At 42.2% G+C, this 16035-nt stretch carries 14 protein-coding genes and 1 pseudogene; 2 read left to right on the top strand and 13 right to left on the bottom strand.

Features of this window, described 5'->3' with window-relative positions; all coding sequences use genetic code 11:
• Positions 1–26 precede the first annotated feature (26 nt).
• Positions 27–1434 (bottom strand): annotated as a pseudogene (locus CO692_RS17720) (IS3 family transposase).
• A gap of 57 nt (positions 1435–1491) precedes the next feature.
• Here CO692_RS17720 and CO692_RS12015 point away from each other — a divergent pair.
• Positions 1492–2211, top strand: coding sequence for a tyrosine-type recombinase/integrase (locus tag CO692_RS12015; RefSeq protein ID WP_226818135.1), 720 nt, complete (start codon positions 1492–1494; stop codon positions 2209–2211).
• Between the two features lie 84 nt (positions 2212–2295).
• Here the strand turns inward: CO692_RS12015 and groL are convergent, their stop codons facing one another.
• Together groL and groES are read right to left on the bottom strand one after the other, a co-directional pair.
• Complete coding sequence (gene groL / locus CO692_RS12010) at positions 2296–3924, bottom strand: chaperonin GroEL (RefSeq protein ID WP_005237384.1); 1629 nt, start codon at positions 3922–3924, stop codon at positions 2296–2298.
• Positions 3925–3956: 32 nt separating this feature from the next.
• Positions 3957–4241 (bottom strand): co-chaperone GroES, encoded by a 285-nt coding sequence (groES, locus tag CO692_RS12005; protein ID WP_005225291.1) that lies wholly within the window; start codon positions 4239–4241, stop codon positions 3957–3959.
• 218 nt (positions 4242–4459) lie between these two features.
• Here groES and CO692_RS12000 point away from each other — a divergent pair, with 218 nt between their 5' ends.
• The gene (locus CO692_RS12000) at positions 4460–5104 is read left to right on the top strand and encodes a CPBP family intramembrane glutamic endopeptidase (RefSeq protein WP_096742323.1); all 645 of its coding nucleotides are present in this window, start codon (positions 4460–4462) and stop codon (positions 5102–5104) included.
• A gap of 42 nt (positions 5105–5146) precedes the next feature.
• Here CO692_RS12000 and CO692_RS11995 read toward each other — a convergent pair whose 3' ends face one another.
• The 10 genes from CO692_RS11995 to CO692_RS11950 all read right to left on the bottom strand — a co-directional run bounded on the left by CO692_RS11995 (position 5147) and on the right by CO692_RS11950 (position 15957).
• Positions 5147–6577 (bottom strand): 6-phospho-beta-glucosidase, encoded by a 1431-nt coding sequence (locus CO692_RS11995; protein ID WP_074932480.1) that lies wholly within the window; start codon positions 6575–6577, stop codon positions 5147–5149.
• Positions 6578–6602: 25 nt separating this feature from the next.
• A complete protein-coding gene (locus tag CO692_RS11990) occupies positions 6603–7895 on the bottom strand; it encodes a PTS sugar transporter subunit IIC (RefSeq protein WP_096742322.1) in 1293 nt (430 codons plus the stop codon).
• A gap of 155 nt (positions 7896–8050) precedes the next feature.
• Entirely contained in the window at positions 8051–8788 is a 738-nt protein-coding gene (locus tag CO692_RS11985; protein ID WP_096742321.1) for a MurR/RpiR family transcriptional regulator, read from the bottom strand.
• Positions 8789–8831: 43 nt separating this feature from the next.
• Entirely contained in the window at positions 8832–9638 is an 807-nt protein-coding gene (locus tag CO692_RS11980; protein ID WP_005231151.1) for an MBL fold metallo-hydrolase, read from the bottom strand.
• 55 nt (positions 9639–9693) lie between these two features.
• Positions 9694–10548 carry a two-component system regulatory protein YycI gene (locus tag CO692_RS11975; RefSeq protein ID WP_005225285.1) on the bottom strand — a complete coding sequence of 285 codons (855 nt, stop codon included), beginning with the start codon at positions 10546–10548 and terminating at the stop codon, positions 9694–9696.
• Positions 10549–11859: a YycH family regulatory protein gene (locus tag CO692_RS11970; protein ID WP_096742320.1), complete on the bottom strand. Its 1311-nt coding sequence runs from the start codon at positions 11857–11859 to the stop codon at positions 10549–10551.
• A complete protein-coding gene (gene walK, locus CO692_RS11965; protein WP_005225283.1) occupies positions 11856–13697 on the bottom strand; it encodes a cell wall metabolism sensor histidine kinase WalK in 1842 nt (613 codons plus the stop codon). Before walK ends, CO692_RS11970 begins: the two co-directional genes overlap by 4 nt.
• A 3-nt stretch (positions 13698–13700) precedes the next feature.
• Positions 13701–14405, bottom strand: coding sequence for a response regulator YycF (gene yycF, locus CO692_RS11960; protein WP_010747607.1), 705 nt, complete (start codon positions 14403–14405; stop codon positions 13701–13703).
• A gap of 132 nt (positions 14406–14537) precedes the next feature.
• Positions 14538–15398 (bottom strand): DegV family protein, encoded by an 861-nt coding sequence (locus CO692_RS11955; RefSeq protein ID WP_005225280.1) that lies wholly within the window; start codon positions 15396–15398, stop codon positions 14538–14540.
• Positions 15391–15957 carry a DUF1836 domain-containing protein gene (locus CO692_RS11950; RefSeq protein ID WP_034858210.1) on the bottom strand — a complete coding sequence of 189 codons (567 nt, stop codon included), beginning with the start codon at positions 15955–15957 and terminating at the stop codon, positions 15391–15393. The genes CO692_RS11955 and CO692_RS11950 overlap by 8 nt, the downstream gene beginning before the upstream one ends.
• Positions 15958–16035: the final 78 nt, after the last annotated feature.

The raw sequence follows: 16035 nt of genomic DNA, 5'->3' as shown, positions 1-16035 counted from the left end.
CCTTTTTTGTACGATAAAATTAACTGTTAGACAGCTGTTTTTACAGCTTCTCGAAACTGAACCGGACTTCGCCAATTTAATTTCTTTTTGATGCGTTTATGGTTGTAATAATAGATATATTGGTCAATTTTTGTTCTCAATTCATCTAAACTCCGATAGACTTCTCCATGAAAAATCTCTTGCTTTAATAAACCAAAGAAGTTTTCCATAGGTGAGTTATCTAAACAATTCCCTTTACGAGACATACTCTGGAAGATTTTATGCTGCTTCAATTTATTCTTATAAGCATTCATTTGATAGGCCCATCCTTGATCTGAATGGAAGGTTCTACGAAATGGACAATCATTTGTCATCTGGATTGCTTCTTCTAATCCTTCCATTATGGCTAGTGCGTTTGGTTTTTCAGAAATCCGATAAGATAGAATTTCACTATTGTAGAAATCCATGAAAGGATCTAAATACAGCTTTTTCTGACGAACGACACCTGTGGTGTCTACTTCATAATACTTAAACTCTGTGGTATCAGTTGTAATTTTTTGGTGACAGATATTTGTATAAAACCGACGATGAATACGATTTTGGCGACAGTGCCAACCTTCCCACGATAAGAATTGTACCGTCGAGATTTTCGAGTGTAAGACTTTACTTCGATACCTAGTTTTTTTATCAGACGTTGAATCTTCTTTTATTGACATGAATCCCTTGATTCTCTAATTCTTTTTTAGTCGCAGACAGCCATAGTCTTTATGCTCCTTGCGAATTTCAATCATTTTTTCTTCAATTTCTTGGTCTGGGTTTGGTCTGTCAAACCGTTTCTGCCAATACATATAGGTTGCTTTAGGAAATTTCAATGTTTCAAGAAGCTCAACTAGTTTGAATGATCCTCGGAGGCTGGCGATGATTCGTGCGATTGATTCTTGCGTCTTTGCTGGGCTTCCTGTTTTCGCAGCTTCCTCAACTCTTTTAAAAAGGCATTCTCAATTTGAAGGGATCGGACTTGCTTTTCTAATGCCTTGATACGATCGCGTTCTTCAGTTGTTGTATTTTCTTTTTTGTTCTCTTTTTTCTAGCCAAAGTAAGTGATCGCCCTTTCTCTTTTGAGATCCCCTCAATACCTGCTTCTCTGAAATTACGCATCCAATTGGCAATAAGCGCAGGGTTGTTCATTTCTAAAGTGCTGGCAACTTCTCGATAGGACATCTCACTTGTTTGATATAACTCTATCGCATTTAACTTAAATTGAACAGAATATTTCTGATTTTGATGCTTTCTCAATAGACCTTCCTCTCCGTATTCACGATAGGCATTCACCCAATCACTTACTTGAGACTTGCTTGAAATACCGTATTTATTGGCAAGATGCCGATATCCACCCACACCACTAAGATATTCTTTAACGATTTTTAGTTTTAATTCAAAAGGATATTTTGCCATACAAATAGCGACCCCCAAAAGTTAGATTTTTGGTCTAACTTTTGGGGGTCGCTTCACATGTTGAGTTATGCTGTTGAGAAAAAGTATATCAAACAAAATCTAGCGCTGAATGTCAAAATCCAAAGAAAAAAAGCTGAAGAAGAAAAAAGAAAAAAGAACATGGATAAAAAATACCTTGATCAAAGCGAAATTACAGAGTTGCTTGTATATATGCGAAAGTCTACAAAAAGACTATTGCACGCTAACATTGTAGAATTGTTGTATTTAACAGGTCTAAGATACGGAGAGCTACAGGCATTACAAGTAAAGGACTTTGACGGGAGTACTTTGGATATTAACGGCACATTAGACTATTCTTTCTTAAAAATGGCAGATGCTGTAAAAACTACACCTAAAAATATCTATTCTAAAAGAATAGTTTCTTTGCCTAATAGAGCAGTAAAAATTGTTTATGAAATCATAGAACACAACTCTTTGGTATTCGGCTCCCAAAGTAACGAGGATTATATATTTAAATCATCTAGAGGTACTCCGTTGTCTCTCCATAGCTTTAATATGGTACTGCATAGAGTTCAAGATGAACTAAAATGGGATAAAAACTTATCCTCACACATATTCAGACATAGTCATATTTCTTTACTAGCTGAATTGAATCTTCCTTTAAAAACCATAATGGAGAGAGTCGGACATTCCGATGCCAACACGACTTTATCAATTTATAATCACGTGACAAAAAAATCCAAAGAGCAAGTTATCGATCGATTAAACAATTTGTAGTTTGCCCCTTTTCTGCCCCTTTTGTTTAAAATTAACAGAAAACAAATAAAAGAACCCCTATAAATAGAGGTTCTTTTATTATAACTACATCATGCCGCCCATACCCATTGATGGGTCCATTGCAGGAGCTGCTGGCGCTGCTGGTTCTGGTTTGTCGGCAACGACTGCTTCAGTTGTTAACAATAATGCGGCAACAGAAGCTGCGTTTTGTAATGCAGAACGCGTCACTTTTGTTGGGTCAACGATCCCAGCTTCTAGCATGTTTACCCATTCGCCAGTTGCTGCATTGAAACCAACGCCTAAGTCAGCGTTTTTCAATTTGTCGATGATCACTGAACCTTCGTAGCCTGCATTTTCAGCAATTTGACGAACTGGTTCTTCTAAGGCACGTAAAACGATTTTGACACCTGTTGCTGCATCGCCATCTGTTTCGATTTCTGCAACTTTGTTGATGACATTCACTAAGGCAGTTCCCCCACCTGAGACCATGCCTTCTTCAACAGCGGCACGTGTTGCATTCAATGCATCTTCAATACGTAATTTCAATTCTTTCAATTCAGTTTCAGTTGGTGCCCCAACTTTGATCACAGCAACCCCACCAGCAAGTTTTGCTAAGCGTTCTTGTAGTTTTTCACGGTCAAAGTCAGAAGTTGTATCAGCGATTTGGTTTTTGATCAATTGAACGCGTGCATCAATTGCTTCTTTTTCACCAGCACCTTCAACGATTGTTGTGTTGTCTTTATCCACAACCACTTTGCTTGCTTGACCTAAGTTATCGATGGTTGCATCTTTCAGCTCAAGACCTAAGTCTTCAGTGATCACTGTACCACCAGTTAAGATCGCAATGTCTTCTAGCATTGCTTTACGACGGTCACCAAATCCTGGTGCTTTCACTGCAACAACATTGAATGTTCCACGGATTTTGTTCAATACAAGTGTTGGTAATGCTTCGCCATCAACGTCATCAGCAATGATCAATAATGGTTTTGATTGTTGTAAGATTTGTTCTAACAATGGCAAGATATCTTGGATGTTAGAGATTTTTTTGTCAGTGATCAAGATGTATGGATTTTCTAACGCTGCTTCCATTTTATCGTTGTCAGTTACCATGTATTGTGATAAGTAACCACGATCAAATTGCATTCCTTCCACAACATCTAATTCTGTTTCGATCCCTTTTGATTCTTCAATAGTGATAACACCGTCATTGCCGACTTTTTCCATTGCATCAGCGATGTATTGACCAACTTTTTCACTACCAGAAGAAACAGCACCAACTTGTGCGATTGCTTCTTTTGAATCAACGATTGATGAAATGTTGTGTAGCTCTTCTACAGCCACTTTTGTTGCCATTTCGATCCCACGACGAATACCTAATGGGTTCGCACCAGCGGTGACATTTTTCAATCCTTCTCGAACGATTGCTTGTGTCAATAACGTAGCAGTCGTTGTTCCGTCACCAGCGATATCGTTTGTTTTTGAAGCGACTTCAGAAACAAGTTTTGCGCCCATGTTTTCAAAATGATCTTCTAATTCGATTTCTTTAGCGATCGTTACACCGTCATTTGTGATCAATGGTGAACCGTAAGATTTTTCTAAAACCACGTTACGACCTTTGGGGCCTAAGGTTACTTTTACTGTATCTGCTAATTTATCTACCCCACGAAGCATTGCTGCGCGTGCGTCTTCTGCAAATTTGATTTCTTTTGCCATGATTTCATCACCTCAAGTATTTTTTATTTTTCTTATTCTACTACTGCAATGATATCTTTTGCAGCAACGATCAAATATTCTGTTCCTTCATATTTCACTTCTGTGCCAGCGTATTTTTCGAACATTACTTGTTCGCCAACGTTGACAGCAACAGGAGCTTTTTCACCGTTTTCGAGCGTGCGTCCTTCGCCGACTGCAATAACGGTACCCGTTTGTGGTTTTTCTTTTGCTGCTGATGCAAGCACGATTCCGCCTACAGTTTTTTCTTCTTCTTTTGCGACTTCGATAATCACACGATCACCTAATGGTCTTAACACGATAAATCCCTCCAATGAATGTTATAGAATTTAGCATTAGCACTCTCTTGTATCGAGTGCTAACTTACAGTTTCAATATTACTCATTTTCCCAAATTTTTGCAAGCCTTTTGCTAAATTTTTTTTTGCATTTCTAATTGATTGATAAATATAGTAGGATTTTTTGTTTCTAGAAGCAACCTAGTCTATAATGAAGCAAAGGAGTGTGAGGAAACAACTATGTCTTTATCAAAATATTCTTTGTCCACGATTCTTACTTACGGCATCGTCTTTTTTCTACCGATCGCCTTCGTCCCTAGCGGACATCAAGTAGCAGCAACAACGATCGGTTACTTAGCTGGTGCAGCGATCATGTTTTTCTTGTATTTCAAACAAACAGAACCGCTATCGTTTGAACACAAAAAAACCAAAGTCTCAGCGATTCTTATTTACGGGCTAACCGGCATTGTCGCAGCGATTTTGTTGCAAAATCTAGCCATCTTTATCGAATCCTTTTTCGGAGAAGTCAGCGCTTCGCAAAATACCGAAAACATCATTGCCATCGTGGTGCAAAACCCACTCTTTGCTCTCGCAGCAATGGTCGGTGGGCCAATTATGGAGGAATTTATCTTCCGCAGAGCCTTAGTTGGCATCATTGGGAAATACAGCAATGTATGGGTCGGTGTAGTGGTCAGCGCCGTAGCCTTTGCCTTTGCCCACAATGACAATCATCTCTTAGTCTATATTTTCTTAGGACTGTTCTTTTCTGGGCTTTATGCTTTGACCGGCAGTATTTGGACTTCCATGATCACCCATGTGGGAATGAACACTTTAGTTATTATTATTCAGTTATTGCTTCATTACGGCTATATCCAAATGCCCTAAAGAAAAAACGCTACGCAGAAATTTTGCGTAACGTTTTTTTCTTTAGACCTTCGTGCCATTGGATGCAATTACTTGCTGATACCATGCAAATGAATCTTTCTTCTGACGAGCAAGGGTTCCATTTCCTTCATTGTCTTTGTCCACATAGATCACACCATAGCGTTTCTTCATTTCCCCTGTCCCCGCAGAAACCAAGTCAATGATGCCCCACGGTGTATAACCTAATAAGTCGACGCCATCATAAGCTACTGCTTCTTTCATCATTTCGATATGGGCTTTTAGGTAGTCAATACGGTAGTCATCGTGAATCTGTCCATCCTCTTCCACCGTATCCACCGCACCAAAGCCATTTTCTACAATGAAAAGCGGCAATTCGTAGCGTTCGTTAAACCAGTTCATGGCATAGCGCAAACCTACGGGATCAATCTGCCAGCCCCATTCAGAAGCATCGACATAAGGATTGTCCACCAGATCTTGGCTCTCATCATAGTCATAGGTTGGATCATTCTCCTTGCCTTTGATCGCAAAAGACATATAGTAGCTAAAACCAATGTAGTCAACACAACCTTTTGCCAAAGCTGCTTCATCTTCAGGGGTGATATCTAAATCAAATTGTTTTCTTTCAAAATAGCTGCGCATATAACTCGGATAGTGCCCACGGGCATGAACATCTGAAAACCAATAGCGCCGTTGCATGGCCACCGCGGCTGCCATCATGTCTTTGGGATCGCAAGAATACGGATAGATTGGGCACATCGCGATCATCGATCCGATTTGAAACGCAGGATTGATCGCATGTCCTAGCGCCACCGCTTTTGCACTGGCAACGAGCTCGTAATGAGCTGCTTGGTACATGACTTTTTCTCGGTCTTCTCCTTCCGTAAAGAACAGACCAGAATTGGTAAATGGCGCAAAATCTTCTTTATAGTTTGCTTGATTATTGATTTCATTGAAGGTCATCCAATACTTCACTTTCTTTTGATAGCGCGTAAAACAAACTTCTGCAAAGCGGACAAACAAATCGATCAACTTACGGTTACGCCAACCTCCGTATTCGGTCACTAAATGATAAGGCATTTCAAAGTGAGACAGGGTAATGACTGGCTCAATGCCATAGCGTAAACACTCATCGAATAATTGATCATAAAAGGCCAGGCCTTCCTCATTCGGCTCGCGCTCATCCCCCTTTGGAAAAATACGGGTCCAGGCAATCGATGTTCGGAAGCACTTCAACCCTAATTCGGCAAAAAGCTTGATGTCTTCAGGATACCGATGATAAAAATCGATCGCTTCATGATTGGGATAGCTTTCGCCCGGTTGGATCCCTTCCGTGATTCGGCGAGGAATTCCGTTGCCTCCGACAGTCATGACATCAGCGACACTCACGCCTTTTCCACCCGCACGATAGCCGCCTTCCAATTGGTGAGCAGCGACTGCGCCACCCCATAAAAAATCGCTTCTTAGTTTATTCATTTCTATTCAACCTGCTTCCTTGGTATTAAACGATCTCTGTTTCTTGTTTATAGTTCAAACTATCGACCTTACGAATGAAAGGATAGTAAATAAAGAAGCCGATTGCTAAAACAACAAATTGTAAGATAGCGGTCCGAATGCCACCTACTAGAAAACCTGAAATGATCGGCGGGATCGTCCATGGAACTTGCACAGCAGTAAATAGCGGTACGATACCGGTATAAAGTGCAAAATACGTGATCACGCCTGAAACCATCGGTGTCAAAATAAATGGTAATACCATGATTGGGTTCATGACGATCGGTGTCGCAAAAATAATTGGTTCATTGATATTAAAGAATGCCGGAATCAAGGAAAGACGTCCTAATTGTTTGAACTGCGCCGAACGGGCAAAAGCCACCATGTATAGCACGATCCCAATCGTCATTCCTGCGCCAGTTACCGTCATAAATTGATCCAAAAACTGCTGGGTCACGATGTATCCGCCATTTTCTAATGTCAATGCTTTACCAGATTCAAGAATAGCCGTATTGGCTAGTGAATTGGCTTGTAAAATTGGTCCCATGATCCCGCCCACGATCGTCGAACCATGAACCCCAAAGAACCACAAGAATGGCACTAAGAAGCCTAGCATCATTGCACCACCAAGGGAATCCGTCACCCCTTGCATTGGACTTTGAATCACGGTGTAGATCCATTCGACCACGGTTGTTTGAAAAACTTTATCAAAGAAAATATAAATGCCTAATGCGATGGTCGTCAAAACAGCGGCTGGAATCAATGCTGTAAATGAGTTTGCGACATTGGTGGGTACTTGCTCTGGCAGTTTGATTCGGATGTCGCGTTTCAAGAACCACGTATAGCCCCAACCCACAAAAAGTCCCACTAAGATGGCACTGATCATTCCTTGTCCACCGGTCCACGTCTTATCAATGACATTTGCGATGGTCACCTTTGCTTCAGCATCCGTCACACTTGACTCCATAGTTAATAAGAAAATAACTAAACCAATCATTCCTGCAGGGAGTCCTTCGTAACCTTCTGCTTTTACATATGAATAGGCGATGCCCATTACGGCGAAAAAGGCCATAATTGCAAAAGAGGCGCCATAGGCTTGGTTGAAGTATTCACCTAAGCCGCTATTCGTTACCCAATCCGCAATCGACTGGACGGGAAAGTTTGCTAATAGCAGGAAAATCGATCCTACGATTGAAAAGGGCATCGTATAGAGCATACCGTTTCTTAATGCAGTGATTGCTTTCGTATTGACAAATTTTAATATTGGGGGTAATAATTTCTCATTGATCCATTCGTTCATCTCACATCACTCCTAAAATAAAATTCCATCCACCGGCCAGTGAATTCGCTTACAAATAAATCTTAATGGATAATATTCCCCTTGCCTATAGCTTTTCCAAGTTATGAAACATGTTCCAACAAAAAAAACAGCCGAAGCTGTTTTTTTACGATCACTTAGATTTGCTTGTAGACTTGATGGGCTAAAAGTTCGATCAGTGTAATCACTGGGACTTGCGTCGTCAGGTTCAAATCGACTTCTTTTCCCCCACTGACGACGGGCATATAGTAGGAAATATTGTAATCTGCCATTTGGGCGATCGTCGATTTTTCATCATTGGTGATGCTGAGTACTTTTGCCCCATACCGTTTGAAGTCCTCCGTTTGCTTGATCATTTGAATGGTTTCTCCCGAAACTGATAAAATGATCGCTAACGTATTTTCCATCCCACGAGGCGGTACTGGCAAAAAGGGATCGACGATGCTATAGGCATTGATGCCTAAATTAGCAAAATAGCGGCTGCCATAGGTGCCCAGAATGCCACTTGTGCCGATACCTGAAAACGCCACATGGCGTGCGGAAAGAATCAGTTCTACCGCTGGCTGGATAAACTTACGGTAATCTTCACTATTGACTTTTTTTAAGAATGTATTGACTTGGATCGTTGCATCATAGAAAAGATCAAACGCTCGTGCATCTTGTTCCTTTTTTTGACAGATCGCATACTTTAACTCTGAATACCCGCGATAGCCTAATTTCGTGATACATCGTAAAATCGTCGAGGTCGAGACATGGCATGCAGCTGACAATTCGCGGATCGTCAACTGATCGATCTCTTCAAAATGCTGGACAATGTACTTATAAACAGCCATTTCAAGCTCGTTCAGACGCTTGATTTTTTCTTCATCAAACATACCTGCTGCCTCCACCCGACAATTTTATCCTTTGTTTGATCGATTAGATTGCAAATAATTCCGTCGCTTTGTCAGGATCGGTATCATAGACTTCAAATGTTTCTCCAACACCTAGATCATGTTCTTTCATGGTGTTGACCATCGTTAAGTGCGCCAACTCTTTCAAGTTGTTTTCTTTACTTAAATGACCAAGATAGACCCGTTTGGTATTGTCGGTCAAGATATCCGTCATGACCAGAGCGCCATCTTCATTCGATAAGTGACCACGATCTCCAAGAATTCGCTGTTTGAGGCTCCATGGGTAAGGGCCCATTCGCAGCATTTCTAGGTCATGGTTGCTTTCCACAAGGTACGCATCGGCGCCTTTGATAATGCCTCGCACATGATCGCTGCAATAACCGGTATCCGTCAACATCACGAATGATTTGCCGTCTTTATGGAAACGATAAAATTGCGGCGCTGCAGCATCGTGAGAGACGCCAAAGCTTTCGATGTCCAAGTCACCCAAGGTCAGCACTTTTCCCATTTCAAAGATATGTTTTTGTTCGACAGCGACGTTACCGATCATTGGATCCATCGCTTGCCATGTTTTTGTATTCGCATAGACATCAAGTTTGTATTTTCGCGCCAGTACTCCGACACCGTGGATATGATCCCGGTGTTCGTGGGTCACAAGAATGGCATCCAAGTCTTCTGGTTTACGCCCTACTTCATCCAATAATGAAGTGATCTTCTTGCCGCTCAACCCGGCATCCACTAAGATCCGCTTTTTATTGCTTTCGATATAGAGCGAATTTCCTGAGCTTCCGCTGGCTAGAATACTTACTTGAAAGGCATTTTCCTTCATCATGGTTTACGTGACTTCCTCTCTGGTTGTTTCAACGAGTTCCATTATACCCGCTTTTTTATGGATTTTCTACCTTTTGAACGGCATTATTCGTGATGATCCGATTGCTAAAGGCATTGACCGTTTCGATTTGGATGGTGTCATCGCCATCTAATTGGAACGCAATAAACCATGCAGGAATGTACACATTTTTTTCCCTAACCTTCAAAATCATCGTATAGGCTAATTCCGTCCAGAGAATTTTCGAGTGACTCGGCAGCTTGTTGTTTAGATAAAGCGTATTTACTGCTTCTTTTTCTGAATAGACCGTCATCTTTTCCCTTAGAGGCGTAATATTGGATATATGTGTTTGCGTGTAACGGGCAATCTGCAATAGATCATCCGTTTGTTCTAAGGTGATATCGATTCGACTTGAGCTGTCATTGAAAGGAATGCCTTCATAGGATTGAACCGCCACCACGGTCGGATGATTGGCGTTCAAGACAGAGAGGTTTTCCAAATAGTCATATTCATCCCCAAACAGGACTTGATCTTTTCGTTGCAAAAAACCATTGACGGTTTCTTCCGTTTGGGAATCATCACTGATGTAAAAGCCATTGGTTGAGACATGGATCAACTGCTGCCCTTTGACCGTCGACCCTCTTTTGAACTGCGTATTGAGTTGCGGATTTCGTAGCTCCACATCAAAATCCGTCTGTTCACCGCTCAAATAATAGCCACTCAAGACCTCATCTGATAATTCGCCAGAATACCGAATGTCCTCAGACTCGAGGCGTTGTTCGATAGGAATCGTTTGGTTTGATTGTGAAACCATCTGATGCTCGCTGCGAGCCTCACTGTAAACATTGAATAAAAAGACGTTCAGACCAAGAAAAGCGAGGAAAAAAATCCATTCGATTCGTTTAAAATCCAATTAATTCTCCTCCGTTTCTGCTAATTTTGTCATTAATGCATCATAACTGATCCAAGACGAGTCATAATTGACATACCAAGCAGGCGTCAAATCAACGAGTGGTGCATCTTTGATCTCCCCCCATTGATAGCCAACGATGATCTGTTGCAATAATTCCGGATCAGCCCCTGCCGCAATCAGCTCATTTTTGACCGACAAACTAGAGGGCAATTCAATCTCGGTTTCAGAAGGAATCGGCACTTGAATCGCGTTCAAACTGGCAGAAATCGTCATTTCCCGACTGCCGGTCTGACCACTTTCTGAAAAAGCCACACTGATCACCCCTTGACCACCAGTACTAAAGACTGGATAGCCTTCAACGAAAACCCGATAATCCAAGTGCTTGTCTTGTTGATCAAAATAGCGGATCGTCCCAAAATTGTTGCCTAAACGAATAATATAATCTGCACTCAACATCGCCAGATCCGTTTCATCGGAACCATCTGTGGTGGTTTCAAACTTGACTTGCTGCTGATCTTGCAAGACCGTCATGTTTTGCCCACCTTCATAATAGTAGGTATCGACACTTTCATCATTGATCTTGACGTTTTTAGGATTGCTGAAAAAGGCTTCTCGAAACAAGCTCTGAGATTGGGTCGAAGAATAGTAGCTGTATTTTTTCAGCTTGATCGAATCCTGCGTATAATATTGCTTGCTGGATCGTTCTTCATCTGCCACCATTGTCGTCCATTCCCGAGGGTTGTCTGCTAGTAAGTGTTTTACTTGGCTTTTGTCCCAGTCGATTTTGCCTCGCACCACTCGTTGATGGGTAAAATCAACAAATTGGATCGTGTTTTCTTCAAGGTCAAACTGGATGCGGGAAAACGGAAAATCCTCTGTTTCACTTTCGTCCTCTAAGGACAGATCTTTTTCAAAGGTTTTCTCATAATCTTTCAAGTAAAACGTCGTATAGTAGTTTAAGGACACCCCTTGATTGACTTCTTGGGCTTTTGAAAAAGCTTGTTCCTCGCCATAGGTCCGCAGCGTCAAATCACTGATCGTTGCCTCATTGATCACCTCTTGGATCTCTCGAATCACCGCTTCAGAGTTGGTTTCTTTGATCGCGTCCTCGTCATTCCAAGTCAAATACAGGGGCAAAAACAAATCGCTTTTTTGTTTGTAGGTTTGAACCGAAGGATTGACGCCGGTATCTGTTTCCGTGCTGGCATTGTTGAACCCAGTCGGATTCAGCCAAATCATATAGGAGAAATAAAAACTCAAGGCGATCATTACGATCAAGCCTACACGAATGATTTTTTCTGAGATTCTCATACCCACCAATCCTCCTCATACGGTTCATACGGCAACATGATGTAAAATGTTGACCCGCGATTTTCTCGACTTTCCGCCCAAATCGCACCGCCATGAGCTTTGATGACTTCTCGTGAGATCGCCAATCCTAAGCCAGTACCTCCTTGCTGACGGGCACGAGCTTTGTCGACTCGGTAAAAACGATCAAAGATCTTCGTGAGATCTTTTTTCGGAATACCTAGTCCTTGGTCATTGATGCTAAGTACGATGTTGTTATGGGTCTCCATCAATTTCACCGTAATGATCCCGCCATCTGGCGAATATTTGATGGCATTATTCATGATGTTATCGATCACTTGGATCATTTTATCGGTGTCGACTTCCACCCACAATTCTCGTTTAGTGAACTCCCGACGAATCAAGTATTTTTTGCTTTCATTCGTCACCATCATGTCAAAACGATCCAACACGAAATTGACCATCTCATTGAAGTTGATGTATTCCAGCTGCAGTTGCGAATTGCCGCTATCCATCCGCGACAGACTCAACAAGTCATTGATCATCCGAATCATTCGATCCGTTTCATCCAACGTCACTTTCAAAAAGTTCGGCGCAATTTCCGGGTCTTTCCAAGCACCCTCACTCAACGCTTCGATGTAGCTGCGCATACTCGTTAATGGTGTCCGTAACTCATGAGAAACGTTGGAAACGAACTCTCGCCGTTCCTGTTCATTTTTTTCTTGCTCTGTAACATCGTGCATCACCGCAACTAACCCAGAAATAAAGCCAGACTCCCGACGAATCATAGAGAAATCGATGCGCAAAATCATATTTGTTCCCGTCAAATCATTGCTAGGACGCTCCAACAGCATGTCTTCAGGATTTTCCAAAAGCTTTCGTAACGTGTATTCTTCATCGATTTCCAATAACGTCAAAATCGACTGCCCGATCGCTTCTTCGTTGCTGACATTCAACAAGGACATCGCCATCTCATTGATGGTAATGACTTTGCCTCGTCGGTCGGTGGCAACAACGCCGTCTGTCATGTGAGACAAGACGCTGTCCAAGCGGTTTCGCTCAGATTCCATCGCCTCTTGAGTCTCTTCGATTCGTTCCCCTAGTTGATTAAAGGTCTCCGCCAGTTGCCCCAATTCATCTTTTCCATGAATAGCGACCTTGCGGCTATAATCTCCTTTGGCGATGCGAATCGCTTGTTCGCGCATCTCTCCGATCGGTTGGGTGATGGAACGAGAGACCAATAGTGCCACAATGATCGAAATCACTGCCGCAATCAGCGAGGCTGTCACAAAAATGACCGCTGTCGTACTGACTTCATTGTATTTTGACTCAAGATTGCTCCGTAAATAAAGGGTTCCTAAAACGGTATCCCCTGTCGGTGATTGGATCGACTGCACGATATTGAACACCCGCTGGCCGCTGGATTCATCATAGAGGACTTCACTGCGGTTCGTATCGTAATCACGGTAATCATTTTTTTCTCCCACCGAGCCACGATCATTGATATTGGTGGTTGCACGAATGATCCCTTGCTCATCCACCACCCGCATCTCCAAAATTTCCGATGAGTTGGTACTCGTTAAGATTCGATTCAAGGAAGCATTCATGGAATCCCAATCTAAACCGTCATCATTATCCATGCGACTCAATTCAGAGCCTAACGTTACCACTAACGTGCTGGCACGTGCCTCCATGTCGCGTTTGAAGGCATCGACCGTTGTTCTTTCCAATTCGCGAATAAAATACGCCCCGATAATCTGGATCGCAATCAATAAGATCAAGATAAAAGTCAGGGCGATTTTGAAGTTCACCGATTGAAAAAAGCGAACTTTATTTTTCATAGCTTATTCCTGTTCTGGGTTCCGCAAGTAATAGCCCACTCCGCGACGAGTAACCAAATAATTTGGATGGCTCGGGCTGTCTTCGATTTTTTCACGTAAACGACGCACCGTCACGTCAACGGTCCGGACATCACCAAAGTAGTCATAGCCCCAAACCGTTTGCAATAAATGCTCCCGGGTCATCACTTGACCAAGATGTTTTGCCAAGTAGTGCATCAATTCAAACTCTCGGTGCGTCAATTCGATGGCTGCACCATTTTTAGTGACCATGTACGCATCAGGATGAATGGTTAAATCACCAATCGTTAATTCGCTGTTGGCGTTATCGTCTGCTTCCTTCGCAGCTGCCGAGCCGCGACGCAGATTGGCTTTGACACGGGCCACCAATTCCCGGTTTGAAAATGGTTTGGTTACATAATCGTCCGCACCAAGCTCAAGACCTAGTACTTTATCGATTTCAGAATCTTTGGCTGTGACCATGATGATCGGCATGTCATGGGTTTTGCGCACTTCCCGTGCAACTTCCAACCCATCCATTTTTGGCAGCATCAAATCAAGCAAAATCAGATCAGGATCGACCTCGGCTACTTTTTCTAATGCCTCTTCTCCATCATAGGCGGTATATACTTCATATCCTTCTTTGGTTAAATTAAATTTGACGATATCAGAAATTGGTTTCTCATCGTCCACGACTAGGATCTTTTTCAAAAATGTCACCTCAATTTTTTTTGGTTTCTTACTTATTATACATTATTTAAACGGGCTTTTCATCTTTCCCAAAAACCGCGGCCTTATTCTTAAGGAAAGCACAAAAAAAGAAAGGCACGGGGCCTTTCTTTTTTACTCTTCTAAAAGCTGGATACCGATCCCTAACAACCCAGGACCCGTGTGGACGACTAATGCGGGAGAGATTTGTCCAAATAAGATTTCTTTGACCTTAGGAAATTCGGCTTCTAATCGTGCTTTCATTTCTTTGGCTTCTTGCAGTGCATCACCTTGCGCCACGGCTAAACGCACATGGCGATGATCACCGATGAATTGCTTGATCAAGTCAACGGTTTTGTCCAAGCTTTTCTTCCGTCCACGAGATTTTGCGACCGTATAGTAGATCCCTTCTTCATTACAAGAAATAATTGGGTTCAATTTCAAGGCATTGCCTAAGATGGATGCAACCAGACCGATGCGGCCGCCTTTTTGTAAATACTCTAAGGTAGCTACGTTGAAAAAGACTTTGTTTTTCGGCACTTCATTCGTTAATTGTGCCCGCAGTTCTTCCCAAGTCACGCCTTTTTCTAACAGTTCTGCTGCACGAATCGCTTGCAGCCCTGCACCGATTCCGATATTTTTCGTATCAAGCACGAAAACCTCAAGATCCGTCCGTTGTTCACCTAATAGGCGAACGACGTTAAACGTTCCGCTCAATCCGCTGGAGATGGTTACGGCAAAGACTTTCTCATACCCATCGGCTTTGATCCGATCAAAGATTTCCCCGATCGCAGCACCGTCAGGTAACGAGGTACTAGGGATCTCTTGCGGCAAGCGCTCGTAGATTTCTTCCGCAGTAATATCAACTTTATCGGTATAGGTCCGATCCTTGTAGATAATTTGCAATGGCAGCATATACATGCCGTATTGCTCCATGATCTGTGCGGGAACATCGGTACCTGAATCAACTAATAGGGCAATTTTCTCTTTATTCATGGGCTTCTCCTTTATGTGTGTCTAAATAAATGACTTCTAATTCAATCGTTTTTTCTGCCAATAGTTTGTTGGCAAAGGAACGCGTCGCACCTTTCATGGCTACTAATTCAATCGGGATCGGTTCCGACGTCATTTGTTCGGGTTCTCCCATCGCTTCTTTGCCGACAAGGTGGATCGCTTTTTCTTGTTCTTCACAAAATACATTGTAGGCATTTCTGATGCCGACAACTTTCCCTTGAAAAAGGATCCCCGTCTTTATTTCAGGAATCGTCAGCACTTGCTTGAGCATCGTGATCGCAATCAAAAATGCGAGATGCTTTTGATTGTAACGTTTCTTCTCTGGTGCTGGAATCATCCCTTTTTTGACATAATTATTGACCATGGAAGAGGTCAATAGCGGATGCTTTTCCGTTTGGATCACCGGCGATAAATATTGATCGATCAATGTGATCACCTGATCCATATACAGTTCCAGTGTTGGCAATTCTTCCCATCTCGGCAGGTGGAATTTCAGCAATGAATTGCCCCAATTTTTCATGTCTGCTTGTAATTTTTCCATGTCATCCTCCATTTTGACGAACAGAAGGTTAGATTATCACAAACTAATCATCTAGTTTTGATAACTAGATACATTTTA

The sequence above is a fragment of the Enterococcus sp. FDAARGOS_375 genome (assembly GCF_002393265.1).
GTDB lineage: Bacteria > Bacillota > Bacilli > Lactobacillales > Enterococcaceae > Enterococcus_D > Enterococcus_D innesii.
Note: the sequence above shows the minus strand (reverse complement) of the source record. Positions and strands in the feature narration are given on the sequence as shown.

Excerpts from the sequence above, each read along its gene's own strand:
- CO692_RS11995 (WP_074932480.1), bottom strand. The coding sequence starts at position 6,577 with ATGAATAAACTAAGAAGCGATTTTTTATGGGGTGGCGCAGTCGCTGCT.
- groL (WP_005237384.1), bottom strand. The coding sequence starts at position 3,924 with ATGGCAAAAGAAATCAAATTTGCAGAAGACGCACGCGCAGCAATGCTT.
- CO692_RS12015 (WP_226818135.1), top strand. The coding sequence starts at position 1,492 with ATGTTGAGTTATGCTGTTGAGAAAAAGTATATCAAACAAAATCTAGCG.
- CO692_RS11950 (WP_034858210.1), bottom strand. The coding sequence starts at position 15,957 with ATGGAAAAATTACAAGCAGACATGAAAAATTGGGGCAATTCATTGCTG.
- CO692_RS11955 (WP_005225280.1), bottom strand. The coding sequence starts at position 15,398 with ATGAATAAAGAGAAAATTGCCCTATTAGTTGATTCAGGTACCGATGTT.
- CO692_RS11990 (WP_096742322.1), bottom strand. The coding sequence starts at position 7,895 with ATGAACGAATGGATCAATGAGAAATTATTACCCCCAATATTAAAATTT.
- walK (WP_005225283.1), bottom strand. The coding sequence starts at position 13,697 with ATGAAAAATAAAGTTCGCTTTTTTCAATCGGTGAACTTCAAAATCGCC.
- CO692_RS11970 (WP_096742320.1), bottom strand. The coding sequence starts at position 11,859 with ATGAGAATCTCAGAAAAAATCATTCGTGTAGGCTTGATCGTAATGATC.
- CO692_RS12000 (WP_096742323.1), top strand. The coding sequence starts at position 4,460 with ATGTCTTTATCAAAATATTCTTTGTCCACGATTCTTACTTACGGCATC.
- CO692_RS11980 (WP_005231151.1), bottom strand. The coding sequence starts at position 9,638 with ATGATGAAGGAAAATGCCTTTCAAGTAAGTATTCTAGCCAGCGGAAGC.
- CO692_RS11985 (WP_096742321.1), bottom strand. The coding sequence starts at position 8,788 with ATGTTTGATGAAGAAAAAATCAAGCGTCTGAACGAGCTTGAAATGGCT.